Source organism: Martelella alba, from assembly GCF_005217455.1.
GTDB lineage: Bacteria > Pseudomonadota > Gammaproteobacteria > Enterobacterales > Enterobacteriaceae > Acerihabitans.
This window is the reverse complement of sequence record NZ_SZPQ01000054.1, coordinates 1-25,449: the sequence shown is the minus strand read 5'-3', so window position 1 is coordinate 25,449 and position 25,449 is coordinate 1. Positions and strand designations below refer to the sequence as shown.

The following is a 25,449-nucleotide window of genomic DNA, read 5'->3' as shown; positions in this document are numbered from 1 at the left end:
CGAGGGAATACCGGAGCCGACGGATAACACTAACTTAGAGATAAAAGCTGTCTGAATATAACGGGTCAAGATCAGTATAATGTTATAATGGCGATTTTTTCATTATACAGACTATAACTTACACAAAAATAATAATGCGTCGGTAAACTAAAGAAATTGCAAATTAACGAGGCCTGACGGCTGGGAGATTTCCATGAACATATCCTCTTTTTCCATCCCACGTAGTATTATCTATGGCGAAAATGCCCTGAATCATTTATCGACTCTAAAAGGGAAAAAAGCTGTTTTGGTGACCGGGGGCCGTTCCATGAAACAGTTTGGATTTCTCGATGAAGCGATAAAGCAATTACAAAAAGCGAACATGGAATGTGTCCTTATCGATCAGGTTGAACCTAATCCATCCTTCGCCACGGTAAAACGCGGCGCAGCCGCCATGCTGGCTTTTGAACCCGACTGGATTATCGCCATTGGTGGTGGTTCAGCGATGGATGCGGCGAAGGTTATGTGGTGTTTCTATGAACACCCCGAATTACGTTTTGAAGATATTCTACCTGTAGGGGCAATGCCGCCGTTGCGTAACAAGGCCCGCTTTGTCGCGATCCCTTCCACCAGCGGCAGCGCTTCGGAAATCACTGCGTTTTCCGTGATTACCGATACGGACTCGCACATCAAATACCCTATTGTGGCGCAAGATCTCGTGCCGGATATCGCCATATTGGATCCGCTTATTCCAGCCAAGATGCCCGCCAAGGTTACTGTGCATACCGGTATGGATGTGCTGACGCATGCCATTGAGGCTTATGTTTCCACGGCGGCGAGCGTATTTACCGATCCTTTCGCCATGGAAGCTATCCGTTTGGTATTTGAGAATCTGCCCATAGCCTACCGTGAGCCAGGCAATTTGACGGCGCGAGCGAATATGCATAATGCGTCTGCTTTAGCTGGAATTGCCTTTACCAATGCATCATTGGGACTGGTACACGCTATGGCGCATAAAATCGGCGGTGAACTGGGTATCACCCACGGATTGGCGAACGCCATCATGCTACCGTACGTCATACAGTACAACTCCCAGGCAACCGATAAATACCATAAGATTGAAACACAATTGGGGATTAATGATCTTACCGATTCAGTAAATGCATTGAATGCCAGTCTTGGCATTCCGCGCGATTTCTGTGAATGCGATGAAATCAACGTCGATACGGCTACTTTTTTCGGCTTGCTTGAGCGGATGAGCGAAAATGTTATTGATGATCCTTGTTCACTTACCAACCCTGTACCGCCGACGGTGGAGGATGTGAAAAGCTTATATAAATATATGTACTACGGAGCAGGCTGTTTAGTTTAATTTGATACAACGGATGCCCCCTTCCTGGCGAGGGGCTGCGGAGCGCCTAAGGTAAAATGAACAAAAATCAGGCGGGAAAAAACGGCTTTCCGTCTGGCAATAGCGGTTTTCGTCTCAGTCATAAAACGATTTTCCTCTCGCGTTTTCTTTGCCCGACGGGCAGGGAAGACCCTTTACGCCACAACGACATACCACCGCTCAAGCAAGGCATGCCTTGAGGGGGTATGTCTTGTATTTTTTGAACAGCCCCAGTTTTCCGGGAGAGTGTTAAGTCTGTGAACTCAGGCCGCCAGATCTTTATTCCCGATGGAAGTGTAATATGCCTGTTTTGCTTCTGCCGGCGATTTGCGGTTGTATCGGCGGCGTGTTGGGCGGCATTGTATCGGACAGTTTGCTAAAACGGGGATATTCCCTCTCGGTGGCACGCAAAACGGCCATGATTCTCGGTATGTTGTTGTGTACCAGTATGTTAATTTGTAACTACATCGATTCTAATATCATCGTCGTGGCAAGTATGTGTCTTTCTTTGGAAAAGGGTTCGGCACATTGGGCTGGACGGTGAATGCCGATACGGCGCCCAAGGAAATCGTCGGTTTAAGTGGCGGGGTACTTAACCTGGTGAAACAAATAGGCGCAATCATTACGCCTATTGCCATAGGATATATATTACAGCAAACGGGATCCTTTAAGGGAGCATCATGGCTCCGGCAACGGAAGGGGGTTATTCCATCTGCCGGCCAGCGGAACAGACCGACAAAAGGTGTTCGCCGCGGGTTAATGCCACTACATTGCATAACCCGGGCTGACTGACCACTTCAATCAGTCAGTTGCGCGGTGATGGCGCCCATCCTTGGCCGTCGCCATAATTCTGCTGGCGGATGGGCCGCCTGGATTGTCCTATTTTCCAGCCACTACGCCGCACGTTAACCGGTATAGCGGGTCATATTCTTGATAATTTCCCGTGCCAGTTCGTAATGATCCATTTCCCAGCACCGCGGACTGAAAAGTTCCGCCGACCATACCCCATCGAACCCGGTAGACTTCACCGCATCGGTCCAGGCTTGAATATCAATATCGCCTTCGCCGGGCATATAGGCGCGCAATACGGTTTCTTCCCAGGCTTCGCCGGGTTGGGGTTTGCGGCCATCGCAAAAATGTACACCGAAAATCAGCTTAGGATCTAGCGTGGCAATATCCTCGGGGGTGGCTTGACCGGTAGCGAATAAATGCCAAAAATCAATTACTAAGCCGATATTGGGTTTTTTTATACGATTGATAACTTCCAAGGCGTGATGAAGCGTATTGAATTTAGTATGGGCGATGACTTCGATTTGGTAGCGAACACCATATTTCAAACCGATATCGGCTATCTGCAAGATGTTTTCCGACATAATGTCCAGAATTTGATCTTGGGGAAAGTGATCAATGCCATGCTGGGCGAGTATCTGGATGGTCGGACACTCAAGTTCCGACGCTACCTGGGTAAGACGTAATGCCTCATTCAGCATCACCTCCTTTTCCCCTGGTTTATGGCGTTCTATGTCGATCAGCGCATTCAGGCAAGAAGTTTGTAGTCCATGACCGCTGACAATTTTTTTCAAAGCTGAAGTGTTACCTCCATTATCTAAATATCGCAAAAGCTTGTAATGAAGAAATTCCAAGCCATCGAAGCCGGTTTCAGCCGCGATTCTGGCTTCGGTAACCACATTACAGTAATGGGTGGAAATGCCATGAAGTGCCTTAATCATGCTTTACCTCTTAATATTTACGGGAAGAGAATAGGATGAGGTTCTTAGCTTGTAATCTTTTTTTAACATATTCATCAGTGTGCCAAGAAGACTTTTGATATCTTCCATGGATATAACTTTCGTTTCCAGAACATAACGCGGAAGGATGAATAGGCAGAAGAGATTTAACAAAGCAAATATCCACATGGAGAATGCGCCATAGAAGGCATTTTTCAACGCGGGAATGTCGTTGATCATAGGGAAAAACCGGATGAACAAATAAAAAATCCACATTAATGTTACCGTCAGTCCCAAGCTTAAGTTTTGAATACGCTGTAGGAAGGTGGCCGGGATAAGGGCCCTGCGACCTGCCCCCCGACTAATGACAAATATCACCATAAAATGAATGCGACAAAGGTGGAAAAATAGCCGGCATAATGCGTATACATACCATACTCTGTATAATTTAAATTGCATTGTGGTGGCAAGTAAGCGAATCCCCAGGAGTATAGCACATTATGTGACTGGGGTGAGCAAACGGAGCCAACAAAGAGGCAGCTTGAAGTATAAAAGTATATATGAGATCAGCAGCAAAGAGCAAATCAACCCAATAGTAATGATTTTCATTACAGGACATTTTTCTAACGATCGGATAAATTCATGCCGACAAAGGCAACAATGACATCGAGTAAACCAATAAATATTGTTTTGTATAGGAAATTATCTTTCGACATATTACTGGTTTGCGATATGATCGTCGCATAATACATTTCGATTGCTGTGTCGGTAACTTGTTGTAAAACAGCGATGGTATTGAATACTATCATTCCATAATGTAATAAATGCGCCCTAAAAACGTTACCCAATGTTATGGTTGAAGTGCTTGTTACCGGTATCGGCGCGATGAATGGTAAACAAACCTCTTCCTGAACAAGAATAAAATAGACACGGGATAGAACGGTATTTGCTATTTCAGACCGCTGGTTGCTGATATTCCAGATTAGGGATTGGGGAGGATAGATGTCAAAGTCATCATTAGGATAACCGAGGCAAACCGTGTTCCATCATATAACGCCAACCTATATCTATCAACCGTGCTTCTACCATGCCGTGGGTGATAGGAAAATGGATCAGAGACACCCATGCTTGTGAACCACCCAGAGAAATACTGGATGTACCCGATGCTCTACTTTGGATTTGGGGAATGGATACTCCTGCCATGTGCATTAGGGCCCAGACGTGTTCAACATCTTAAACCTCTTTACAACACATGACGGTGTTTCACTTGAACGCAGACATTTATTCATAATGACTACATGAGCGCTAGCAGGCTAGTGGTAAGCGATGGACAAAAAGCATTTTTCGCCGGGCTCTGGGAGAGAAAAGCATTCTGAAGGTGCTGTGGCACATATCGGCGGCAATGGGAACCATTGCCGCCATGACTCAGACGCTACCGAGTTCCGCGGTGTGTGGCTGCTTGGATATCAACGACTGATAGTGGCGTTCAACGCATCGATTGAAGTTTGCAAGCCCGCTTCAACGCTCATGGTAAGATCTTCCATTTCCAGCGAAACATGACCATCATAGCCTGTCATACTCAATACGGAAAAGAACTCTTTCCACCACTGCAAACCCCTGCCGCAACCTACAGCGACATAATTCCAGGTGCGGGTTCTGGTTTCCGTCACTGGTTGGAAGTCCAATAATCCATCCACATCGGCTAAGCCTTTTTCAATTCGGGCATCTTTGCCATGCACGTGGTAAATGGCACCTTCAAGCTTGCGTATGGCAGCGATAGGCTCCGCTCCCATAATCATCAAGTGAGAGGGATCCAGGTTTATGCCGATCATGTCGCCAACGGCGTTGCGCAACCGTAGCAGCGTCGAGGGATTATAGATGAGCTGACTAGGAAATTCTTCAATCGCGATTCTTTCGACGCCATGCTGTTTCGCATGGGCCGCGAACTCTTTCCACCAGGGGATCGCGACTTGATTCCATTGATAGTCGACGACGCCCGGCATATAGTCCGGCCACGATACGGTGGATGTGATCCAGTTTGGGATTTTATCATCTGGTCCGCCGCCCGGCAGTCCGCTCATCATCACGATTTTTTTCACGCCGAGTTTACCTGCCAGCTCAGCCGCCTTGTAACTGCTGGCGGCATGCTTTTTGCCAAGATCGCCCGGAGCCAATGGATTCCCTGAGCAGTTTAGGGCGGCGATTTCCATATCGCGACTTTCCAGTTCCTTGAGCAAATCCGCGCGGCTTGAGGACGATTCCAACAATGCATCGGTTTTGACATGCGGACAGGTGGCCCAGCCCCCCGCCGTCATCTCAACCGCCGAGATTCCGTAGCCTTTTACTTTATCGAGCATGTCTGTGAATGAAAGTTTAGCTAAAACATCTGTACATAATGCAAGTTTCATGATAATTCCTGCTTCATTATAAATCAGTTAAAACTGGTATTTAAACTTGTCAGTGCCAAGGCGATAAAATAATCGCTTCAAGTTTTGACAAATTGCCGTATAAACTCAGCTTTCCCCGTCAGCCTGCCCAGAAGCGTCGTCTTTACCTCATCATCCAATAGATCTGCGATACTGGCTAATACCTTGATATGTTCATCTTTTTTCGCCGCGACCGCGACCACCAGAAAGGCGATTTTGCCTTCTCCCCAGTTTACACCATCGGGAAACTGGAAGATTTGGAAACCAGTTCGACTGACGAGATGAATATATTTTTTGGCGCAATGGGGCAGGGCTACGCCGGAACCCACGTAGGTGGACAGCTCCTTATCCCGTTCAAGCATTGCTTGATAAAAGCCCGAACTCACATATCCGCTTTTCTGCAAAGCATCTGCAGCGATTTTGATTGCTTCATTTTTGGTTGAAGCTTTACAGCCCAGAAAGATATCCTCTTCAGATAACTTCAGCATACCGTTTTCCTCGCGACAGTATTGTGAAGAAACAAACCCTAACGTTTACTTCATAGCCCATGTCCCGATCTGCCGCTGGCAAGCGGGGACATTATCGATATAGTTCCGGGCAATCCGGGATGGATACATCATGGGGCATTCCGTTATGAAGGGACGCAATACCCGCGTCGCACACCAATGCGACAATATAGCCGTCCCAGGAAGAAGGCCCGGTCATGGGTACATTGGCGGCAACGTTGTCGACAAAATTCTGGACTTCGCAATCATAGGCCGTGGCAAAACGTTCCATGCACGACATCGTTATATGACGGCCGACACCGTTGATGGACCGCGTTTCCGTCAGCGCCTGTTCTGTTAACGTCGTAATCGCTTCTTCGCCAATGATCTCGCAACGAATATCGTAACCATAGTTGCAATTGACAAACAGTTCATCATCTACCCGAATGCCGGAACGGGTTTCAAAAACCACAATAAGCGGATCTTGCAAATGTTCCAGGGCCTTACGGGTCTTTTTCTTGGGCCTGTCCACCCGAACAGACACGATATCTTCTTTCAGGAGATATCGAATGATATCTATTTCATGAGTGGCGGAATCGTTAATCGCCATTTCAAGGGTATAACTGGCCGGGACCGACGGATTGCGATGTGCGCAATGTACCATCAGGATCTCACCCAGTATGCCGCTATCGATGGTTTCCTTGAGAGCCAGATACCCAGGATCGAAACGCCGCATAAAACCAAGTTGCAACATCCTTTTGCCATACCTCACTTCCGCCTCGATGACCTCTTTGGCTTCAGGCGCTGTTGGCGTCAGCGGTTTTTCGCAGAATACCGGCTTGTTGGCCTTGAATGCCGCTAGAATTTGCTCATTGTGCACCGGGCCAATGGTACAGATGAACACGGCATCGACAAGATCGGAATTGATAAGCTCATGGGCATCATAAAATGACGTGACCTGATATTCATCGGCAATTGCGTTTGCCACATCTGTATTGATATCGCAAACCGCGGTTACTTTGGCATTTTTGATTGTTTTCTTAAATCTTTGTAAATGATCTAGACCAATCATGCCTAGGCCGATGAGCCCAATTTTAACAGTCATATTCAGTCCCTCAAATAATCTGGTTGTTAGAAGCGAAATTTTTTCTCGATTTGTTCCAAAGAAAGTCCTCGAGTTTCCGGCAGAAACTTAAACAATAAAATCAACATGATGACGTTAGTTAGCGCGAAGAAACAGAATGTCGCTCCGCCACCGTAATTGTTCAGTAAAAATGGGAAGATAGATTGAATGATAAAATCAAATACCCATAACCCGAATACTGCGAAACCCATTCCCACACCGCGAATGCGCAACGGATAGATTTCAGCCAACATAAGCCAAAATACTGGCGCTATCCAACCTTGCATAAAAATTAGGAAAAGTAGCATAAGGGCCAGAATGATATAACTAGCGCCATTAAAATCGGCGTGGAGGATCTCAATACCATTTACTGTCTGGGTGTGGAAGAAAAAGTAAAATGCCAATCCAATCAAAACCAGACTTAACGTAACACCTATCTGGCCGGTAAAGAACATCCGTCTGCGTGAATGTTTGCCTATCAGCAACATGCCCAGCACCGTCGCCAGAATAGACACAATACCATTAGCCACCGCTCCGGTCACCGCCGCAGCATCCCCCAGACCGGTCGCTTTGAGAACCGTCGGCGCATAATACATAATTGTGTTCACCCCGGTGACGCGGGTTGCCAATACAATCATTAACCCAATCAAAACCAGCTGGATTACCCATCTTTTTTTAATTTCTTCAATAACGCTAGGTTTGTCCGCGTCAATTTGTATGATTTGCTGTATGTCTCTGACTTCATTATCTATTTCTTCAGGGCGGCGTACTAACTTAAGAACATTTATCGCTTTCTCGGTTTCCCCCTTCCTTAAAAAGAAACGGGGCGATTCAGGCATCATCAACATGCCAAGCCATAATAATGCACCCGGCAAAGCGGGTATGGCCAGCATAATACGCCAGTTGTGGGACATATCCGGATAGAGATTGACGATGATTGCATTCACCGAATAAGCAAGAAATTGCCCGGTGACAATCATTAATTCGTTCACTGTGACGAGGCGTTCGCGCTGATTTGGCCTCGCCAGCTCAGAAATATAAACCGGCACGGTAACCGATGCGCAACCTACCGCCAGCCCAAGCACAAACCGGGCCGTTATCATCGACGGAAAGCTCCAGGCCAGTGAAGTGCCGATCGCGCCGAATATGAAAATGGCGGCGACCCACAATAAATTTCTACGACGGCCCTGCCTATCGGATAAATAACCGCCAAACAATGAACCTAAGGCCGCGCCAATTAACAAAAATGACGTGACAAGGCCTTCTTGGATAGGGCTCAAGCCCAGATCATTTTTCATGAAAATGAGCGCCCCAGATATCACACCGGTATCATAGCCGAAGCATAGCCCGCCAATAGTAGAGATAATGGCTATCCAGCGCATTTTTCGGGAGTATTTTTCCGGAGTACTGTACTCTTGTAGAGTAGATTGGTTGTACATATTATGATCATACATATCACTTTTCCTTAATTATTATGAGGTTAAAGTGGGTACTTGATGTTCTGCATTAAAAACTCTGGAATCTGGAATAAAAATTCCTCCTAAGAAGATGGCTGTATCTAATTTGCCTCCCGAAATGAAGCCCATGATCGAATCCTGCCGATCTACCGTTCCGTTGAGTCATCTATCTCTCGCCTTTGCCATCGTATCCCCCGCTTTTACTGCTGGAACCCAACCACGACCCGCCTAGAGAAAATAGTCTTTTTAAACAGCCAATTAACTGTAACCTTTGCTACTGAAACCGTCACATAATATAAAAATAAGATTACACCCATGTGAAAATTAAATACCATATATTTTTATATAGAATATTAATTTTGTGCTGACATTCATATTTTTTCCAAAATCCGAATTACTTAAGTGCAATTTCTCACAAAAAATGCATATTAATATTGACATATCCTTTTTTTTGTAGTAGAGATTATTCTTGTGTAATTACTTGAAATTTATGATTTTTAGTCCGTAATGCGGTATGGGTGTGTGATGAGCCATGGTGGAATCAGCGAATCGCTCAGTCGACGACTCTAAATAAAATAAATATTAAAAAAATGGAAAAATTGGGAAATGTTTTTTATTTTATAACTAAAATGAATAAAAACTACCGCTTGGCGCGATGTTCGCACTTGGCGGTTACCGTTCATCTTAGGGGAGAATATGGTTAGCCTGGCAAAAGCCGTCAGGGAAAAACTATCGAACCTGGCAGACGGTGGGGAAGAAAACGTGAGTCGCCGGTAGCATTCTATGTTCTAGAATCCGCCGGGATCCCTTGAAGTCCGGCCAATAACAGTTACCCGCGACGAAAATCCATAACAGATGGGCAAGGACCATGATGACCGCTTGCTGAGTTCGGCGGAACGGTGTCGTATAAGATTCATTGACATTGATATTTGAAAAAATCATATCTATATACTCATATATATGAAATAAATATTTCTTAGTGAAATTATGACAAATACAACAAAACAGTTCGCTTTGCTATGGGATAACATTTATACCCATTATGACGATCTCGGCAGAGAATGGCGGAAAATAGCGCATTATATGCTAGAAAACCCCGATAGTGTGGCGCTAGATTCTTTGGCTGTTATCGCCGAACGTATAGATGTTCCCCCTTCCGCGCTTATCCGTTTTGCCGGTTTGTTCGGTTTTTACGACTTTAATGCAATGAAACTGCTGTTTCGGAAATCGGCTCTGGAGGGAAGGCTAAGTTACCTTAGGCGGGCGAAACTGCTGGGTAAGATTTCATCGGAAGAAGAAGGACAATGTACTATGACGCCGGGCGGAATCCTAAAGACATTTACCAACCGAAATGCCCAGACGCTGGAAAAGTTGCATTTGCAGATCAGTGGGGGGACACTGGCATCGGCACTTAAATTGCTAAACGGCGCGAAAAAAATTTATGTTGCCGGATGCGGTCGTTCATTTAGCATCGCATGCTATTTGACCTATGCCTTTTTGCATGTACAGCGGAAGGTCATCCTGATTGATGGCTATGGTGGCATTTATACCGAACTGTTACACATTATTGAGCAAAACGATGTGATTATCTCCATTAGTTTTGCGCCTTATGCCAAAGAAACGCTTCAACTAGTAAAATTGGGTGTGAAAAAAGGCATAAAGCAAATTGTCATCACTGACAGCCGGATATGCTCCTTGGCAGCATTAAGCGACGTTTGTTTTGTTATTAGCGAGGCAAATATCGACGGTTTTCGTTCGCAGTCGGCTTCGATGTGTCTGGTGCAGACATTGGCTGTTGCCCTGGCGACAAAAAAGACACAGCCTAATAGCGCGCTAGCATGCAAAGGTAAGAAGGAGACCGCTATTATTGATAAACCGTAAAGATTCAATGACCAAGGGAAGCTGACGATATTATTACCAAACAATCTTGAAGAAACCGTGATCTCCGACGCCGTAGGTTCGATTCTGAGTCCGTCTGCAGGTGGGGGGCTTGTGTCCGGAAAGCCGGAACCCTCTGTCTAAAAATCCTCTTGTTTGATAAATACGCAACTCAGTAGTGCCTGATCATCGGCAGAATGGCGTTGTTTATGCCTGTCGTGCCAATCCAATCGGACTGCTGATGGATGCGCAGGATGGACAACTGCGCATGCGGCACACCCAAAGTCTGACTGACTCCCGTCAGTCATCTTAGCCGGGGAACGAAATAGGAATTGTCTATTCAATACAATGTATTGGCGCCAATATCAAAAAGACAACTCCTTCTTTCTTAGCCGATGATTCGGATGCCGTGCGGTTAATATCTCCGACCGTCGGGAGGCGTTTGGTTCAAGACAGCTATTCCACAGGGTAGGGCAACCACTTTTTCTCCTTGGCGCTTTTTTCAGCTAACTCAATAACTTTAATGGTATTTCGTGCCTGTTGCGGCATCACGGCAAGTTCCACTTCGCCATCGAGGGTTTGCCGTATATTTTGATAGAAAGCACGATAATTCCCCGGCACGCTCACGACCTTACCGCTGATCTTCATATCATTTATTTCCGTGGCGAACTCCCCGTGCATTTCTTGTGTTTCCTCGCCCCAATCAGCCAGATCTTTTGGTAGCAGTCCGGCACATAACTTGCTTTCCTGCTGGTCGATGCCATATTTGATAAAACTCCCCTGGTTGCCAATTAGGGTGAAGTGAGGTCCCGGTATCTTTACCAGCATGCCGCCTTTCAAGGTGACCTTAATTTTGTCATAATCAAGGATAACCTCAAAGTTATCTGTTGTGTTGGCCTGCTCCCTTTGCCGGCGTAATTCACAAAATATTGCGTTTGGTAAGCCGAACAGCGTGAGAGCCTGATCAATTAAATGTGAACCGACATCAAAAAGCACTCCCGAGCCAGGGGCATCCTTTTCCCGCCAGACTTGAGTATTAACTCGCGGGACAAATTGATCGAAATGTGCTTCATATTCCACTAAATCGCCTAATAATTTGCTATCAATTACATTTTTCGCCGTCAGGAAATCCGCATCCCAACGGCGGTTATGATGGACGGACAGTAATCTCTGTTGCTGTTTTGCCAAGGAAATTAATTTATCTGCATCATTACTATTGATAGTAAAGGGTTTTTCTACGATAACATGCTTGCCTTTTTCCAATGCCTGAGCGGCGAGATCATAATGAAAAGCATTAGGAACGCCAATAACGACTATATCGATATTGGGGTCGTCCAGCAGCGTTGCAACGGTTGTGGTGCGGTTGACATCGGGATATTTTTCCTCGGCCAAGCCAAGATTTTTTTCAGAACTATCACATATTGTATGGAGTTTTAATCCACAGACACTTGATATAATCGGGGCATGAAACACTTGCCCAACATAGCCAAAGCCAATGATACCAATGTTATAGATTTTACTCATCATGATTTCCTCATACTATACAAAAGACATAAGGCCATTATCAATTCCTCGATTATTGATTAAGTGCCACAATAGCATCCATTTCTTTTAATAAGGCTTGCGTTGTTGACAAAAGATCTGCTCGTTAAACCAGCTAATGTTTTATTGATCATGTTAAATAGGGTAGATTAGCGCCACCTTGATAAATTGATGATGCATGGGTTACAGAGAATGCACGTCAGATGTATTCGCTATCGCTTTTTTAGCAAATTTAGCGACGACTAACTGTTCAATTTCTTCTAAATGAACATTTTTGGTTTCTGGTACGAAGCGTTTGGCAAACCACCAGGTGAATAATGAACAAATAGCGAAAACCAGAATCGGGAAACCGCCATGGAAATGTTCAAGCAGGAATTGACTTTTGTTTATTAAAGGGAATCCTTGACTAATAATAAAGCTGGCGATCCACATTCCACTGATTGAAATACCCATGCCGATGGCTCGTATATGAGTCGGAAATATTTCACCAATAACCGTCCAGATTACCTGCGCCCAGGTAGTGCCAAAGGTAAACATAAACCCAAATAACCCGATGACTGAGGCGTATCCTTTGAATTGATAGTAGAAAGCGATAAAAGTATAAATTAAAAATATAAACGACCACAAGGAACCCCAAAGCAACAGCTTGGTTCGGCCTATTCTGTCTATCAAATACTGACCTGTCACCACACCGCTGAACTGGAAAACCGCCAGCCAGAAAGTTTTGAACATGGCATCGTCCAAGTTTCCAGTAATATTCAGTAGTAAGGTCGGGCCGAAATACTGGATAACATTGATGCCGGTAAGCTGATTACCTACAGCTAGCCCCAACCCGATGGTTAGAAACATCATTGTTTTCTTATTCAAAGTGAATTTTTTATCAATTGGCGCACTATGCTGTTGCAGGGAATTTTTAATTTCTTGGAAAACACTTTTGGCATGTTCCAAATTTGAGATTCGTGCTAAAGTTTTAAGGGCAGCCTCATCGTGACCGGCCATGACATTCCAACGTGGCGATTCGGGGACAAACCACACTACCAATAAAAAGAGCACGCTCGGTACCAAGGCGGCCCCAAGAATATATCGCCAGCCTAATTCTACCATCCAAGCATCGGTCATCCCTCTGGCAATAAGGAAATTTGTTAATAACACAATAACTTGACCACCAACCAGGCAAAAACTATGCATTGTAATGGCGCGTCCCCGAAAGGCCGCCGGTGAAACTTCCGCCATATAGATAGGAGAAATAACGCAAGCCAAGCCGATAGCCAGGCCGCCAATAATACGAAAACACACAAACATGGTAAAACTTGTGGCGAAAGAAGTACCCAGTACCGAGACCAAAAATACTAATGCGGTTATCACAAGGGTTTTTTTTCTGCCCAACTTATCTCCTAATGGACCGCCGGCATAACAACCGATGATACAACCGATTATCACGTTGGATACCGCCCAGCCTATTTGTGCGGGCGAGAGGCTATAGTGGCGACTAAGAGGCTCGATGGCCCCGGAAATGATGGATGAGTCATAGCCAAGCAGCAATCCACCCAGGGCCGCTATGGTACAGATCCTAATTATGTACTTAATATCATATCGGATATTCGAGTCTGACATGAACATTTTCTCCAGTCAAATTGATAAAACGGGATTTTGAGGTGTAATACATAAACAGTGTTATCGTCATCGTTTTTGACGCTTTTAAAATGAATAACCTTCCTGCTTTGCGTAGGAATCACCCTGCTATTTCTCGTTGTAGCCTTGAATTGATAAAATCCAGATGGCATTACGCTACTCGGGTCATTTTTACCTGAATTATAGCCAAAGGTATGTATCAGTCCGGATTCACGCTATGCTCCCTCGTTTCCCAGGAGGCCTCGCGACAAGCACTGACATCGATCAGAAAAACGGTCCCTTGTAAGTAATTCGACTTACTAGCAAAAAAGGATAGTGTCTTTAGCATCATCACATACACCTTGTTTATCTATTGGTCATGCTGCTGATGTCGCGCCTTGCAACCTTTTACGGTTGATACAGCAGGCATCCCGCAGATAGCGCGATGGTAAATGTTAACAAATCTCACCGCCGGCCAGTCTATCAGGAGAATGTCGTGCGGCTTAAATAGAATTTAATTTTCAAAATGAAGAATAACAAAACAAAAATGAAATAAATGTGATCGGTATCGGAATTTTTATATTGCTTGCTTTATTCGCCACAGGTCGTGTCAAGTATAGAAAAAATATATTATTGATTGATTTTAAAGAATTTTATGAAAATTTTTTTCAGGATCCGTGTAACGCCCCCTCCTCTTGACTGCCGTTAAACGTGAAACGTTAAACGGATCGCAAAAATCTAAAAATTTCTATTTGAATTTTTTTTTCCAAAATACTAGTGTAGTCATTACGTAAACAACGTGCCTGCCATAAGCCAGAAGGAATACTGTAATGACTCATGCTTTAACCCTTGCCGAGTTACTTGAGCAAGAGCAAGACAATCGTTTCGATACCCTTGATTTTGCCGGGGCGTGGGAAATTGGCAAAACGATTCACGACCGGGCGGTACATGAGTGTGCGCCGGTGTCCATTGAAATTTATGCCTATGGGCATGAACTGTTTGTTTCAGTTCTGCCGGGAGCTACTTTAGATAATGTGGTATGGATGAGGCGTAAAAGAAACACTGTGCTGCGCTTAGGCCATTCCTCCCTGTATGCTGGGCTGGATTATGCAGCGAAGGGGGTGCCAATGTCGGAACAGAATTTTATTAATCAGGCCGAGTATTGTGACCATGGCGGGAGCTTTCCGCTGCTGTTAAAACATGGTGCCGTCATAGGTGCGGTTAGCGTCAGCGGATTGCCATCGCAAGATGATCACGCACTAGTTTTATGGGGTATCCATAATTATCTGACGCAACAACATTGATGGGCGTTAGGGCCGATGTATTTAATTGTTATCGTTTTGGCGGCGGAAATGCGCCGCAAGGAATCACCTCGGGGGCGTCATCACGGTGTCGCGTAACGGCGTCCGCTCTCCGGTTAATCAAAGTGGCTCACCGGGACAATGTGATAGTCGCGTCATGGTTATTTTGCCCAACTGAATCTGATGAGATACCCTTGGCAGGCTCCTCAAGGAAGTTTGGCGCTTTGACCATTATTTCCGCCGATCCGATGCTGTGGGTTGTATGACAATTCATTATCGATTTTTTTTAAATTCTTTCGTATTTATAAGGAAAAGAAATGAAAAAAGCACTACATGGGATTTCTGTCTGGTACAGTAATGTCGTTACACAAGTAAGAATTGCGAAGGAATGCGGATTTGACGCACTGGAAATTCTGCCCGAGCACTTGTTTCGTTACATCGATAATGGTGGTACATTGGAAATGTTCAACCAATTATTATCTGAAAATAGCATAGAGGTAAGTTGTATTAATGCACTACGACATATCGGCCGCTATCAAGCTGCTGAACGGCAAGCCATGTTACAGGAAGCCCGCAAAATATGCCAGGTGGCAAGAAGTTTACATTGCCCGGTTGTTCAGCTTTTGGCGCTTGAGGAAATCAATTCGCTAGACGAAGAAAAAAGAAATAAAATATTAGTAGATAATATTACCGAAATTGCAGATATCGGTAAACATTATAACGTTAAGTTTCAGATTGAAGTGGTAGCTTTTACGCCATTTAATAGCTTAAGCCAGGCATTGGATATTATTCAGCGAGTAGGGCGGGATAATGTTGGTGTGGTTATTGATTTTTGGCATTTGCACGCCGGTGGTAAAACCACGCCAACCGAGGTGGCGCGCATGGATGCCAAATTGATTTATGGCGTTCATTTTTGTGATGGGCGTGCGGCCCGGCCAGGGGAAAAATGTGATGAGCATGTATTACGAGATTATCGGCCAGGGGAAGGGGAGGTCGATATCCCTGCCTGGGTAAAAGCGGTTCGCGCTACTGGTTATAATGGCGTCTGGTGCCCCGAACAGCTTAGCCCAACGCATTGGGAGGACGATTTATGGCAAATCGGTCTCGATAATTACCAAAGCCTAACGGCATATACCTCATAGCGTTTTTCTTCTTAACATCCAGGAGAGTCTGTCATGACCATTAATATTGCCAATGCCCCGTGTAGCTGGGGCGTGGACGATCCTCGAAACCCCTATCTTCCCCCCTACAAAAAAGTCCTTCAGGAAGCCAGCCTAGCTGGTTATACCAGTATCGAACTGGGTCCATGGACCTATTTCCCTACCGATCCCGAAGTGTTGACCGCTGCCTTGCATCAATATCATTTATCCATTGTGGCAGGGACTATTTTTGACGATTTGGTAAGTGAAGATAATTTTCCCAATCTGATTTTTCTTACTCATAGTATATGCAGGAATCTGTCCAGGATCCCTACTCCGGAAAAAAATAAGACTACCCGCTTTTCTGCGCCTTATCTGGTCTTAATTGACTTCGGCAATCCTCAGCGTGCCCGTTTTGCGGGTCATCCTGATATTTCTCCCAGACTTGCTACTGAAGATTGGTATCGTATGATAACACATATCAAACATATTGCTGTTATCGCCTGGAACGAATATAACGTCCGCCCGGTTATCCACCCTCATGCCGGGGGATGTATAGAATTCGCTGATGAAATCGACCGGTTGGCGAATGATATTCCCTATACTACCGCCGGTCTGTGTTTGGATACAGGACATCTTTATTATTCAGGAATGGATCCCGCCGCTTGGCTGGTGCGCTATTTCTCCAGATTAGACTATCTTCATTTTAAAGATGTCAATAAAACAATACAGCAAGATGCCTTGAATGCAGGACTGGATTTCTTCACCGCAGCGGCGGCGGGAGCTATGTGCCCGCTTGGTCAAGGATCTATTGATTATCCCTCTGTCAGAAAAATCCTCAAGGAAAAAGATTATCAAGGCTGGGTTACAATCGAGCAGGAGCGTGATCCCCGTAATGTAGGCGGTAGCTTAGGAGATGTCATGGAAAGTTTGCGCTATTTGCAGACGATGGGTTTTTGAGTCCGACGTTATCGGCATTGCCGATATAAGGTCGTAATTCATCGGAAAGTTTGGCCACTCCATCCAACAAGATGTTTCTTTAAGATTCCAACACCGAAAAATGAAGCGCCTTGTTAAGCGGAGAGGACCTCCCAATCATAAGGCAATTGCGCACTCAAGGCGCTTATATTATCGACATTGCCCGATACATGGGGTGTTCAGAACGCACGGTCAGATGGCACTTATGAACCGTACCGGGTTTCCTGGAGACTAAACTCCCTGAGAGAGAGGTAACAGGATGACAAAAAACCATCAATTTTCCCCCGAGGTACGTCAGCGTGCCATCCGCCTGGTGTTTGAGAGCCAGCATGAATACCCCTCACAGTGGGCAGCGATCTGTTCTGTCGCACCAAAGATTGGCTGTTCCCCCGAGACGCTACGGTCATGGATACGCCAGCAGGAGCGGGATGCCGGTGGTGGTGATGGTGGACTCACCACCACCGAATGCCAGCGGCTGAAAGAGCTGGAGCGCGAGAACCGTGAGCTGCGGCGCAGCAACGCTATTCTTTGGGTGGCTGATTTTACCTACGCGAGCACCGGGCAGGGCTTCGCGTATGTGGCGTTCATCATCGATGTGTTCGCCGGTATGATCGTTGGCTGGCGGATATCCGCGTCGATGGAGACGACGTTCGTACTGGATGCGCTGGAGCAGGCACTGTGGTCCCGCCGCCCGTCCGGTACCCTCCATCATTCGGATAAAGGCTCGCAGTATGTCTCACTGGCTTACACGCAACGGCTGCAGGAAGCAGAATTACTGGCCTCCACGGGCAGCACGGGCGACTCCTACGACAATGCGATGGCAGAAAGCATCAATGGTCTGAACAAGGCGGAGGTGATACACAGAAAAAGCGTATTATGCTTCCATCCGGAACCCGGTTCTGGCAGTCTGAGTTCACAGACAAAACACTCTCCCGGAAAACCGGGGCGGTTCAATCCGGCGCTATAGAGTAAAGTCAGCTTTTTCAGCGGATATTGCGCATTCTTTCAACGCATTGATCAGTGTTTCTATCGCCGGATTGATATTGTCTTTTCTGCGCGCCAGGTAGAGATCACTGATAAGCGGCGTAGCGAGCACTAACTCCTTGTAAACCACGCCGCTAAAGCGGATATGCATCCCGCCGGCAGGAACCAGAGCCAGCCCCAAGCCGCCTTTGACCATTGAGAGTATAGTCGCCGTCGACCCGGTGCAAAGTTCGTAATCAGGCTGAACGTTTTCCTGATAAAACAGTGTTGAGATTTTTTCGTAAAAAGGTTGCCAGCTCATGGAGGAATAGATAATAACTTTCTGTTTTTCAAGTTGTTTTATTGTGATAAGGTTTTTTTTGGCCAAAGGGTGATGAGAAGGAATGGCCAGAACAAACGGCTCGCTGAGCAGCTTTTCGGTATAGAGATTATCGTCCACTATGGATGTTCTGATGATACCCACATCATTTTTTTGCAATTGCAAGCCGCTCAATTGCTCGGCGGTGGATTGTTCGAAAAGATTAATATTCAACTGCGGATATTTGTGACGTATCCGATGGATAACAGCGGGGATCAAAGCATAAATGGCGCAAGAAACAAAACTGAGCGTCAGGTTGCCAGTCTCCCCTGCGGCGATGCGTTTCGCCTGTTGCGCGGCATATGTCGCGTGTTCAAGAAGTTGATTCGCCTGTTTGTAAAACGCCAGCCCGGCGACGGTTAATTTTACGGAACGGGTAGACCGCTCGAATAACTCCACGCCCAGTTGATGTTCAAGCAACTGTATTTGCCTGCTAAGAGGGGGTTGCGTCATATTCAGCCGCTTTGCGGCCCGGGAGAAATTCAATTCCGTTGCCACAGCGATGAAGAATCGCAACTGACTTAATTCAAACATTTATACCAATCCTGCATAAATTAATACTCTAATTAGATTAGATAGTATGGGCACATACCGTTATTCTGGTAAAGTTATATTTCAATTCATCAAAAGGTTATGTATGACCATTGCGGAAAATATTACTGCTGCTAACGTTTTCGACCGTATCAGCTGGATCAAACTGTCATCAGTAAACGTTCCTTTGAACACGGCGGTGAGCGATGCGAAAGTCCTTACCGGCCGCCAGAAGGCACTAAAAGATGTGGCATTGCTGATTGCGGAAATCGAAACGGAACAAGGTTTACGGGGATTGGGCTTTACTTACACATTGCGCAACGGCGGACCGGCGCAGTTTGCTCACGCGAAAGAAATGGCGCCGTTATTAATGGGGGAAGACCCCAATGATATCTCTCGCCTATGGAGCAAGCTGGTGTGGGCCGGAGCATCGGTCGGTCGCAGCGGTCTGGCAACACAGGCTATTGCCGCATTTGACACTGCATTGTGGGATCTGAAAGCAAAGCGCGCAAATCTGTCGCTGGCCAAATTGCTTGGCGCACAGCGTAACGCGGTGCGTTGTTATAATACGTCTGGCGGTTATTTGCAGGCATCGGTAGATGAAATCGTCGAAAAATCAAAAGCTTCTCTGGTACGCGGTATCGGTGGGATTAAAATGAAAGTTGGCCATCCGGACCGACGGATTGATTTGAAACGCGTCGAGGAGGTGCGTAAGCAGTTGGGCGATGACACGCCGCTGATGGTTGATGTCAACCAACAGTGGGACAGAACCACCGCGCAGCGCATGGGGTTGGCGATGGAGCAGTTCAACCTGCAATGGATTGAAGAGCCGTTGGATGCCTACGATGTGGAAGGACACCGCATGCTCTCCTCACAACTGGTGACACCGGTGGGGACCGGAGAAATGCTGACCAGTGCCAGCGAAGTGGCGGAATATATTCGCCAGGGCGCGGTCGACTTAGTGATGCATGATGCGCCGCGTGTCGGTGGTATCACACCATTCCTGAAGGTTCAACAGATGGCGGAAGATCATGGTTTGATAATGGCGCCGCATTTTGTCATGGAAATCCATCTCCACTTGGCGGCGGCCTACGCCAATGAAACCTGGGTTGAGCATTTTGAATGGCTGGAGCCGGTATTCAACGAACGTATAGACATTCGCAACGGGCATATGATCGTGCCGGCTCGCCCGGGACTTGGATTAACATTACATGAGCAAACGCAATCCTGGACTGTAGCGAGCTTTGAGACAGGCAAACAGCATTAAAAAGCTGTTCAATAACACGATACCATCATCCAGTTATTGGTAATAAATAATACTGGTATCTGCTGAACGATTCGGAGTATTTCCCGCGAGCAGAGCGTATACTGGCGCTCTGTGCCTGCTTTCAATTTTATCTTTATTATTACTTCAGATCTAAAAAATAAATCAATAAACATTTTACCTTGTAAAGAGGTTTTTCATGACTAGCCCTACTACACGGTTTAGAAAACAAAAAAGCCACGTCCGTTATATTATCTTGGTTATTGTCTTTCTTATTACCAGTGTGAATTACGCGGATCGCGCAACATTATCGATCGCTGGAAGTTCCGTCACCAAAGAATTAGGTCTTGGCCCCGGCGATTTGGGGCTGATTTTCTCAGCATTCGGCTGGTCTTATCTGATTATGCAACTTCCCGGCGGATGGTTGCTGGACCGTTATGGTTCAAAAAAAGTCTACAGCTGGAGCTTGTTTTTCTGGTCATGTTTCACTTTCCTCCAGGGATTTGTGAAGTTAATGCCATTGGCATGGATTGTCATCAGCCTGTTTTTCCTGCGTTTTATGCTGGGCTTCTCGGAAGCGCCTTCTTTTCCCGCTAATGCCCGCATTGTCGCGGCGTGGTTTCCCATGCAAGAGCGCGCCACGGCCACCGCCTGTTTCAATGCCGGACAGTATTTCGCGTTGGCCCTGTTTTCACCGCTACTTGGCTGGCTGACTTTCGCTTTGGGCTGGCAGTACGACTTTACCGTCATGGGGGTGATTGGGTTTATTCTAACCTTTATTTGGGTTCGTTATGTGCATAACCCCACCGAGCATCCCTCTCTTTCCCGCCAAGAGCTGGAATATATCACTGAAGGCGGTGCGATTATCGATATAGATGCGAAAGTCGCCGGGAAAACACCAGCATCGGGGGGGGATGAATTCGATAAAACAAATGCTAACCAATCGTATGCTGATGGGCGTATTCCTCGGGCAATATTTCATCAATACCATTACCTGGTTCTTCCTCACCTGGTTTCCTATTTATCTGGTGCAGCAAAGAGGCATGTCTATTTTGAATGTAGGCTTTATTGCTTCAATCCCAGCGATTTGCGGCTTCGCCGGCGGTATCCTGGGCGGTGTTTGTTCTGACTGGTTGCTAAAGAGAGGCTTGAGCCTGACCGCCGCGCGCAAAATTCCCATTGTTTTTGGTATGGTGCTGGCCACTTCATTAATTCTGTGCAACTACATTGATAGCCATGTGATGGTTGTTTCACTGATGGCATTAGCATTTTTTGGCAAAGGATTCGGCGCGCTGGGCTGGACGGTGGTGTCAGATATGGCGCCGAAAGAGACGGCGGGCATGTGCGGCGGCATATTCAATGCCTTTGGCAATATTGCCTCCATTGTCACTCCACTGGTCATCGGCTACCTGGTCAAAGCGTTGCACTCATTCAACGGCGCGCTCATCTATGTCGGCGTCTCGGCCATTGCCGCCATGCTCTGCTATGTGCTAGTGGTCGGTGAAATCACGCGCATGACACTGAAGCATTAATCAATCGAATGCAAAATATCCGGCCAGGACACAATGCCGGATCATCGGCACGCATGATGGCATCCCCGTAACCTTTTTTCTCTGCTACCCGTAATGGGACCGGCAGATCAGCGGCTTTCAGGTCGGTGATAGGGGTATTGCCGACGAACGAGAAAGCATGCAGTTCCAGCGAACGCAGGACTTTGGCGGTGTGTTCCTCAGTCCAGCGAATGTTAGCGGCCACCCACTGACGGGCAATGGTTTCAAAGGTATTGCCGTTTTTCTTCGCCTGCTTGTCGTGCTGTTTTTTTACACCTGGATCTTCCCCTGCGCTGAGATTAGTCCGGGCTTTATCCTCATTCTGTTGCGGCGTGAATTCTATGGACAACTGGCTAAAACAGCGGGCGATGAAAAATCAGCTAACCGGCGCGTCCCGAACGTTCGTCTGCTACAACGATTCGAAGGTGATGGCATATTACTCGTTGGCATCCAGTGCAGTGATGACAAATGCCTCGCCTGGACGCTTTCGCCGTAATATGCCTGATCCGATCCCGGTGGTCGTGCTAGCCCGTTTGGCGTTAGATACATCATTGCACGGCCAGGGCGTAGGGCGGGCACTGGTAAGAGATGCGGGGCTACGGGTGATTCAGGTGGCGGAAACTATTGGTATTCGTGGAATGTTGGTGCATGCGCTATCTGATGAGGCGCGGGAATTTTACCTACGGGGCGGATTTGAACCTTCTCCAATTGACCCGATGATGCTGATGGTAACGTTGGGGGAATCGGTGGGGAGCGTTTGATTTCTCCCGGATAAGGCGTTTTGTTCCTTGGTATAGCAGGTCTGTTTCAGGACAGGCTTGCCTCTTTTATAAGAAAAAGCAAAAAACTCCAGTTTGCCCTGGTACTGTTTACTGGGATGGCTATACCGGACCCGGCCCGAAAGAGATTTGTGTGTGTTCAGGCGTGTTCCATGTATTAGCATTTTTGCGACAGTAGGGACTTCAAGCTTCCCATGGAGGAACGCGCCAGAGCTCAGCAAGGAAATCACCGAAGGTGCTAATCCGCTTAGGCACAGGGTCACGCTTCGGTCGCACGAAGCTGATGGGGCTGGTTTCTTCCTCCCAGCCGGGCAGAATATGGACGAGCCGTCCGGCTCGCAGTTCGTCAGCCACATCCCAAAGTTCCCGCAGCGACACGCCAAGCCCGGCGATACACCAGGTCCGCAACGTATCACCACTGTCGGTCGCAAGGTTGCTTGATATCACGACCTCGTGAACCTCACGACCTTTGCGAAGGGTCCAACTGTTCCGGCCCAATCCCGGATAGGAAAACAGCAGGCAAGTATGATCTACCAGATCGTCTGGATGCAGCGGTGGGGCGTACTGTTCGAGATAGTCGGGCGCTGCAACCAGGATACGGCGATTGTTGGCCAGATGCCGTGCGATCAGCCGGGAGTCGGCCAGCTTCGCTACGCGGATGGCCACGTCTATATCGCCTGTGTAGAGGTCCACAATTCGGTCGGTCAGGTGCAGTTCGAAGCCGACTTTTGGATGCAATTTGCGAAAGGCGGCTGTTGCCGTCGCCACATAGCGACTGCCGAAGGGGACGGGGGCCGTCACGCGGATCGTCCCTGTCAGTTCGTCAGTTCCGGCCCGCGCGATCTCAGTGGCTTCATCCAGAAGAACAAGCGCGGCGCGCGCCCGTTCGACGATGGCGCGGCCTTCTTCGGTTATCTTCAGCCTGCGCGTATTGCGCTCAAACAATGTCGTGCCAAGCTGCCTTTCCAGCCGGGCGATTTGCTTGCTGACTGTGGTCGGGGCCAGGTCCATCGCACGAGCGGCGGCTGAAAAACTGCCGCATTCGGTCACACGAACAAACACCACGAGATCATCGAGATTGCGAAAGCTCATTTCTTCCAAACTGTCATAAGTATTCTCCAACTATGCACCTTTATGGATAGCATAGCCAAGTGCAAGATGACAGCCACAATGATTTTGCCTGCCAGGATCCGTGTATCGATAGGAGAAGGCGGGCTTTACTGGAAAAGGTCGGGCATGCCTTCTGTCATCTACGTCTTCACGCTATGCGCCTTTGCTGTAGGCTTTACCGAGTTCATCACCATCGGCCTTGTTTTCGCGATCGCCAATGACCTACACCTTGACGTCACCCGCATAGGTCTCACCGTCACAACCTATGCGGCTGGCGTCGTCATTGGGGCGCCGATCCTGACCGCGCTGGCCGCCCGCTGGTCTCGCAAGCACCTGATCCTCGCCGCCATGCTGGTGTTTAGCGTTGGCAATGTGATCGCGGGCTTCTCCTATAGCTTGCCGCCGTTGCTCTTCGCCCGGTTGCTGTCGGGCCTTGCCCACGGGGTTTTCTTTGCCGTCGCGTCGAGCGTGGCGACAAGGCTGGTTGCACCGGAACGCGCGGGCTCGGCCCTTTCCCTGGTCTTTGGCGGCGTCACGGTGGCTATGTCGCTCGGCGTTCCGGTCGGCGCCTGGCTTGGTTCCATCCTCCACTGGCAGATGATCTTCCTCGTCATCTCGGCCTGCGGCTTAATCGGTAGCCTCGGTATTGTTGCCTTGATGCCGACCGGATCGGGTGAGACCGCAACGAAGAGTGCCGGGTTGCGCGATTTCGGCGTGCTTCTGGATCGACGGCTGCTGGCCGGGGCCAGCATCCCGATGCTTTCCTATACCGGCTCATTCGCGCTCTATACGTTCGTTTCACCGATGTTGTTACAGGTCACGCAAGTCAGCGTAAAAACCGCGAGCGTGGCGCTTTTCGCCTATGGAATTGGGGCTGCGCTCGGTAACGTGTTTGGCGGCCGCTTGACAGACAGTCAGGGCATGGACCGCGCATCAATCATCCAGCTCGTCGGGATCGTGCTGTCGCTGGTAATGCTGGCCTTCGCGCTTCACCAACCTTTGGCGATGATCGGACTGGTCGCACTCCTGGGCCTGTCTACCTACGGAGCCATTCCCCCGCTTCAGTCTCGTATCCTGATGCTCGCTGGGTGTTATCAGCCCCAGGCGAGGGATGTAGCCTCGGGGATGAACATTGCCGCCTTCAACGCTGGCGTCGTGCTCGGCTCAGGGATCGGCGGCGTGGCCATCAACGCCTGGGGTTTACCCTCCCTTGCGCCGGTCGGCGCGATCATTGCCGTGATGGCTGTCATCGCGCTGATTTGGCAAATAACTTTACCGTCGATGAAATCACCCCGGCCCTGAGGTTGAAGCCGGACTGAAATACCTCGTAATTGTGGTGATGTATTGGGTTTTTACGACACAGTAGAGCTGTTGTCGTTGTCAGTGGAGAATAGTCCAAGTTTTGGTCCGCACCTCCGCATGCGAAAACCAACTTTCATATTGAAAAATAGCTACGTTGTAGCTACAGTGAAAAAAAACAGTAATGGAGGTTTTATGGCTGATTCTGTTGTTCGCGCCCGGGTTTCACCCGAGTCCAAAGCGGCTGCCATGGCCAATGCCAAGGCATTAGGTCTGGATCTGTCGACAGTAATACGCATGGTTGTTAATCGCCTAGCTGTCAGCGCCGAGCTGCCGGCTGACCTGCTTCAACCTAATAAGGAGACACTCCAGGCTATTCGTGACCTGGAAACGGGTATCAAGGTGACGCATGTTGATACGGTTGACGACCTGAAACGTGATTTAGGTTGGTAAAGTTCTTAGGTAATCCCCCCGAAAAACCGGTGTGTTCATAAGTAGAATTTTCTCGTAACCTGAATCGAGGAGATCTCTATGAAAA

21 protein-coding genes and 2 pseudogenes are annotated in these 25,449 nt (G+C 47.6%); 12 read left to right on the top strand and 11 right to left on the bottom strand.

Features of this window, described 5'->3' with window-relative positions:
* Positions 1–193: 193 nt before the first annotated feature.
* On the top strand, positions 194–1,351 hold the full coding sequence (locus FCN80_RS23120) for an iron-containing alcohol dehydrogenase (RefSeq protein WP_136992695.1): 1,158 nt from the start codon (positions 194–196) through the stop codon (positions 1,349–1,351).
* 319 nt (positions 1,352–1,670) lie between these two features.
* Positions 1,671–1,913, top strand: coding sequence for a hypothetical protein (locus FCN80_RS27300; RefSeq protein ID WP_136992694.1), 243 nt, complete (start codon positions 1,671–1,673; stop codon positions 1,911–1,913).
* A gap of 361 nt (positions 1,914–2,274) precedes the next feature.
* Here the strand turns inward: FCN80_RS27300 and FCN80_RS23110 are convergent, their stop codons facing one another.
* The 6 genes from FCN80_RS23110 to FCN80_RS23085 all read right to left on the bottom strand — a co-directional run bounded on the left by FCN80_RS23110 (position 2,275) and on the right by FCN80_RS23085 (position 8,584).
* Complete coding sequence (locus FCN80_RS23110; protein ID WP_136992693.1) at positions 2,275–3,099, bottom strand: sugar phosphate isomerase/epimerase family protein; 825 nt, start codon at positions 3,097–3,099, stop codon at positions 2,275–2,277.
* Positions 3,100–3,719: 620 nt separating this feature from the next.
* A complete protein-coding gene (locus FCN80_RS27515) occupies positions 3,720–4,079 on the bottom strand; it encodes an MFS transporter (RefSeq protein ID WP_373880359.1) in 360 nt (119 codons plus the stop codon).
* 483 nt (positions 4,080–4,562) lie between these two features.
* Positions 4,563–5,504, bottom strand: a complete 942-nt coding sequence (locus tag FCN80_RS23100; RefSeq protein ID WP_136992692.1) for a sugar phosphate isomerase/epimerase family protein — start codon at positions 5,502–5,504, stop codon at positions 4,563–4,565.
* Between the two features lie 77 nt (positions 5,505–5,581).
* Positions 5,582–6,010 carry a PTS mannitol transporter subunit IIA gene (locus tag FCN80_RS23095; protein ID WP_136992691.1) on the bottom strand — a complete coding sequence of 143 codons (429 nt, stop codon included), beginning with the start codon at positions 6,008–6,010 and terminating at the stop codon, positions 5,582–5,584.
* A gap of 91 nt (positions 6,011–6,101) precedes the next feature.
* On the bottom strand, positions 6,102–7,112 hold the full coding sequence (locus FCN80_RS23090; protein ID WP_136992690.1) for a Gfo/Idh/MocA family protein: 1,011 nt from the start codon (positions 7,110–7,112) through the stop codon (positions 6,102–6,104).
* 26 nt (positions 7,113–7,138) lie between these two features.
* Positions 7,139–8,584: a sugar porter family MFS transporter gene (locus tag FCN80_RS23085; RefSeq protein WP_230492884.1), complete on the bottom strand. Its 1,446-nt coding sequence runs from the start codon at positions 8,582–8,584 to the stop codon at positions 7,139–7,141.
* Between the two features lie 990 nt (positions 8,585–9,574).
* On the opposite strand from FCN80_RS23085, the gene FCN80_RS23080 reads away from it, so the two are divergent.
* The gene (locus tag FCN80_RS23080) at positions 9,575–10,468 is read left to right on the top strand and encodes a MurR/RpiR family transcriptional regulator (RefSeq protein WP_136992689.1); all 894 of its coding nucleotides are present in this window, start codon (positions 9,575–9,577) and stop codon (positions 10,466–10,468) included.
* A gap of 453 nt (positions 10,469–10,921) precedes the next feature.
* Here the strand turns inward: FCN80_RS23080 and FCN80_RS23075 are convergent, their stop codons facing one another.
* Both FCN80_RS23075 and FCN80_RS23070 read right to left on the bottom strand, forming a co-directional pair.
* Entirely contained in the window at positions 10,922–11,992 is a 1,071-nt protein-coding gene (locus tag FCN80_RS23075; RefSeq protein ID WP_230492883.1) for an oxidoreductase, read from the bottom strand.
* A 198-nt stretch (positions 11,993–12,190) separates the two neighbouring features.
* Complete coding sequence (locus FCN80_RS23070) at positions 12,191–13,621, bottom strand: sugar porter family MFS transporter (protein ID WP_136992687.1); 1,431 nt, start codon at positions 13,619–13,621, stop codon at positions 12,191–12,193.
* Positions 13,622–14,448: 827 nt separating this feature from the next.
* On the opposite strand from FCN80_RS23070, the gene FCN80_RS23065 reads away from it, so the two are divergent.
* The 4 genes and pseudogenes from FCN80_RS23065 to FCN80_RS23050 all read left to right on the top strand — a co-directional run.
* Positions 14,449–14,922, top strand: coding sequence for a heme-degrading domain-containing protein (locus FCN80_RS23065; RefSeq protein ID WP_136992686.1), 474 nt, complete (start codon positions 14,449–14,451; stop codon positions 14,920–14,922).
* Between the two features lie 314 nt (positions 14,923–15,236).
* Positions 15,237–16,061 carry a sugar phosphate isomerase/epimerase family protein gene (locus FCN80_RS23060; RefSeq protein ID WP_136992685.1) on the top strand — a complete coding sequence of 275 codons (825 nt, stop codon included), beginning with the start codon at positions 15,237–15,239 and terminating at the stop codon, positions 16,059–16,061.
* 33 nt (positions 16,062–16,094) lie between these two features.
* Positions 16,095–17,018: a TIM barrel protein gene (locus FCN80_RS23055; protein WP_136992684.1), complete on the top strand. Its 924-nt coding sequence runs from the start codon at positions 16,095–16,097 to the stop codon at positions 17,016–17,018.
* Between the two features lie 277 nt (positions 17,019–17,295).
* Positions 17,296–17,907 (top strand): annotated as a pseudogene (locus FCN80_RS23050) (IS3 family transposase); the annotation flags it as partial.
* 90 nt (positions 17,908–17,997) lie between these two features.
* Here the strand turns inward: FCN80_RS23050 and FCN80_RS23045 are convergent.
* Entirely contained in the window at positions 17,998–18,912 is a 915-nt protein-coding gene (locus FCN80_RS23045) for a LysR family transcriptional regulator (RefSeq protein WP_136992683.1), read from the bottom strand.
* 103 nt (positions 18,913–19,015) lie between these two features.
* Here FCN80_RS23045 and FCN80_RS23040 point away from each other — a divergent pair, with 103 nt between their 5' ends.
* Entirely contained in the window at positions 19,016–20,176 is a 1,161-nt protein-coding gene (locus FCN80_RS23040) for an L-talarate/galactarate dehydratase (RefSeq protein WP_136992682.1), read from the top strand.
* Positions 20,177–20,372: 196 nt separating this feature from the next.
* Positions 20,373–21,705 (top strand): annotated as a pseudogene (locus FCN80_RS23035) (MFS transporter).
* Here the strand turns inward: FCN80_RS23035 and FCN80_RS27010 are convergent.
* The gene (locus tag FCN80_RS27010; protein WP_230492882.1) at positions 21,680–22,072 is read right to left on the bottom strand and encodes a phage integrase central domain-containing protein; all 393 of its coding nucleotides are present in this window, start codon (positions 22,070–22,072) and stop codon (positions 21,680–21,682) included. The pseudogene FCN80_RS23035 and the gene FCN80_RS27010 overlap by 26 nt on opposite strands.
* Between FCN80_RS27010 and FCN80_RS23030 the strand changes: the two genes are divergently transcribed.
* Positions 22,065–22,484 carry a GNAT family N-acetyltransferase gene (locus tag FCN80_RS23030; RefSeq protein WP_230492881.1) on the top strand — a complete coding sequence of 140 codons (420 nt, stop codon included), beginning with the start codon at positions 22,065–22,067 and terminating at the stop codon, positions 22,482–22,484. The two genes, FCN80_RS27010 and FCN80_RS23030, sit on opposite strands and share 8 nt — an antisense overlap.
* Before the next feature lie 201 nt (positions 22,485–22,685).
* Here the strand turns inward: FCN80_RS23030 and FCN80_RS23025 are convergent, their stop codons facing one another.
* Positions 22,686–23,624, bottom strand: a complete 939-nt coding sequence (locus FCN80_RS23025) for a LysR family transcriptional regulator (RefSeq protein ID WP_230492880.1) — start codon at positions 23,622–23,624, stop codon at positions 22,686–22,688.
* Positions 23,625–23,738: 114 nt separating this feature from the next.
* Here FCN80_RS23025 and FCN80_RS23020 point away from each other — a divergent pair, with 114 nt between their 5' ends.
* Positions 23,739–24,914, top strand: a complete 1,176-nt coding sequence (locus FCN80_RS23020) for an MFS transporter (protein ID WP_136992680.1) — start codon at positions 23,739–23,741, stop codon at positions 24,912–24,914.
* Between the two features lie 192 nt (positions 24,915–25,106).
* Positions 25,107–25,364 (top strand): type II toxin-antitoxin system RelB/DinJ family antitoxin, encoded by a 258-nt coding sequence (locus FCN80_RS23015; protein ID WP_136992679.1) that lies wholly within the window; start codon positions 25,107–25,109, stop codon positions 25,362–25,364.
* Positions 25,365–25,449: the final 85 nt, after the last annotated feature.

Bases quoted from the DNA above. Each gene is read 5' to 3' on its own strand.
- FCN80_RS23075 (WP_230492883.1), bottom strand. From the start codon at position 11,992: ATGATGAGTAAAATCTATAACATTGGTATCATTGGCTTTGGCTATGTT.
- FCN80_RS27300 (WP_136992694.1), top strand. From the start codon at position 1,671: ATGCCTGTTTTGCTTCTGCCGGCGATTTGCGGTTGTATCGGCGGCGTG.
- FCN80_RS23015 (WP_136992679.1), top strand. From the start codon at position 25,107: ATGGCTGATTCTGTTGTTCGCGCCCGGGTTTCACCCGAGTCCAAAGCG.
- FCN80_RS23070 (WP_136992687.1), bottom strand. From the start codon at position 13,621: ATGTCAGACTCGAATATCCGATATGATATTAAGTACATAATTAGGATC.
- FCN80_RS23090 (WP_136992690.1), bottom strand. From the start codon at position 7,112: ATGACTGTTAAAATTGGGCTCATCGGCCTAGGCATGATTGGTCTAGAT.
- FCN80_RS23120 (WP_136992695.1), top strand. From the start codon at position 194: ATGAACATATCCTCTTTTTCCATCCCACGTAGTATTATCTATGGCGAA.
- FCN80_RS23020 (WP_136992680.1), top strand. From the start codon at position 23,739: ATGCCTTCTGTCATCTACGTCTTCACGCTATGCGCCTTTGCTGTAGGC.
- FCN80_RS23080 (WP_136992689.1), top strand. From the start codon at position 9,575: ATGACAAATACAACAAAACAGTTCGCTTTGCTATGGGATAACATTTAT.
- FCN80_RS23100 (WP_136992692.1), bottom strand. From the start codon at position 5,504: ATGAAACTTGCATTATGTACAGATGTTTTAGCTAAACTTTCATTCACA.
- FCN80_RS23055 (WP_136992684.1), top strand. From the start codon at position 16,095: ATGACCATTAATATTGCCAATGCCCCGTGTAGCTGGGGCGTGGACGAT.
- FCN80_RS23030 (WP_230492881.1), top strand. From the start codon at position 22,065: ATGGACAACTGGCTAAAACAGCGGGCGATGAAAAATCAGCTAACCGGC.
- FCN80_RS23040 (WP_136992682.1), top strand. From the start codon at position 19,016: ATGACCATTGCGGAAAATATTACTGCTGCTAACGTTTTCGACCGTATC.
- FCN80_RS23065 (WP_136992686.1), top strand. From the start codon at position 14,449: ATGACTCATGCTTTAACCCTTGCCGAGTTACTTGAGCAAGAGCAAGAC.
- FCN80_RS23045 (WP_136992683.1), bottom strand. From the start codon at position 18,912: ATGTTTGAATTAAGTCAGTTGCGATTCTTCATCGCTGTGGCAACGGAA.
- FCN80_RS23095 (WP_136992691.1), bottom strand. From the start codon at position 6,010: ATGCTGAAGTTATCTGAAGAGGATATCTTTCTGGGCTGTAAAGCTTCA.
- FCN80_RS23060 (WP_136992685.1), top strand. From the start codon at position 15,237: ATGAAAAAAGCACTACATGGGATTTCTGTCTGGTACAGTAATGTCGTT.
- FCN80_RS23110 (WP_136992693.1), bottom strand. From the start codon at position 3,099: ATGATTAAGGCACTTCATGGCATTTCCACCCATTACTGTAATGTGGTT.
- FCN80_RS23085 (WP_230492884.1), bottom strand. From the start codon at position 8,584: ATGTATGATCATAATATGTACAACCAATCTACTCTACAAGAGTACAGT.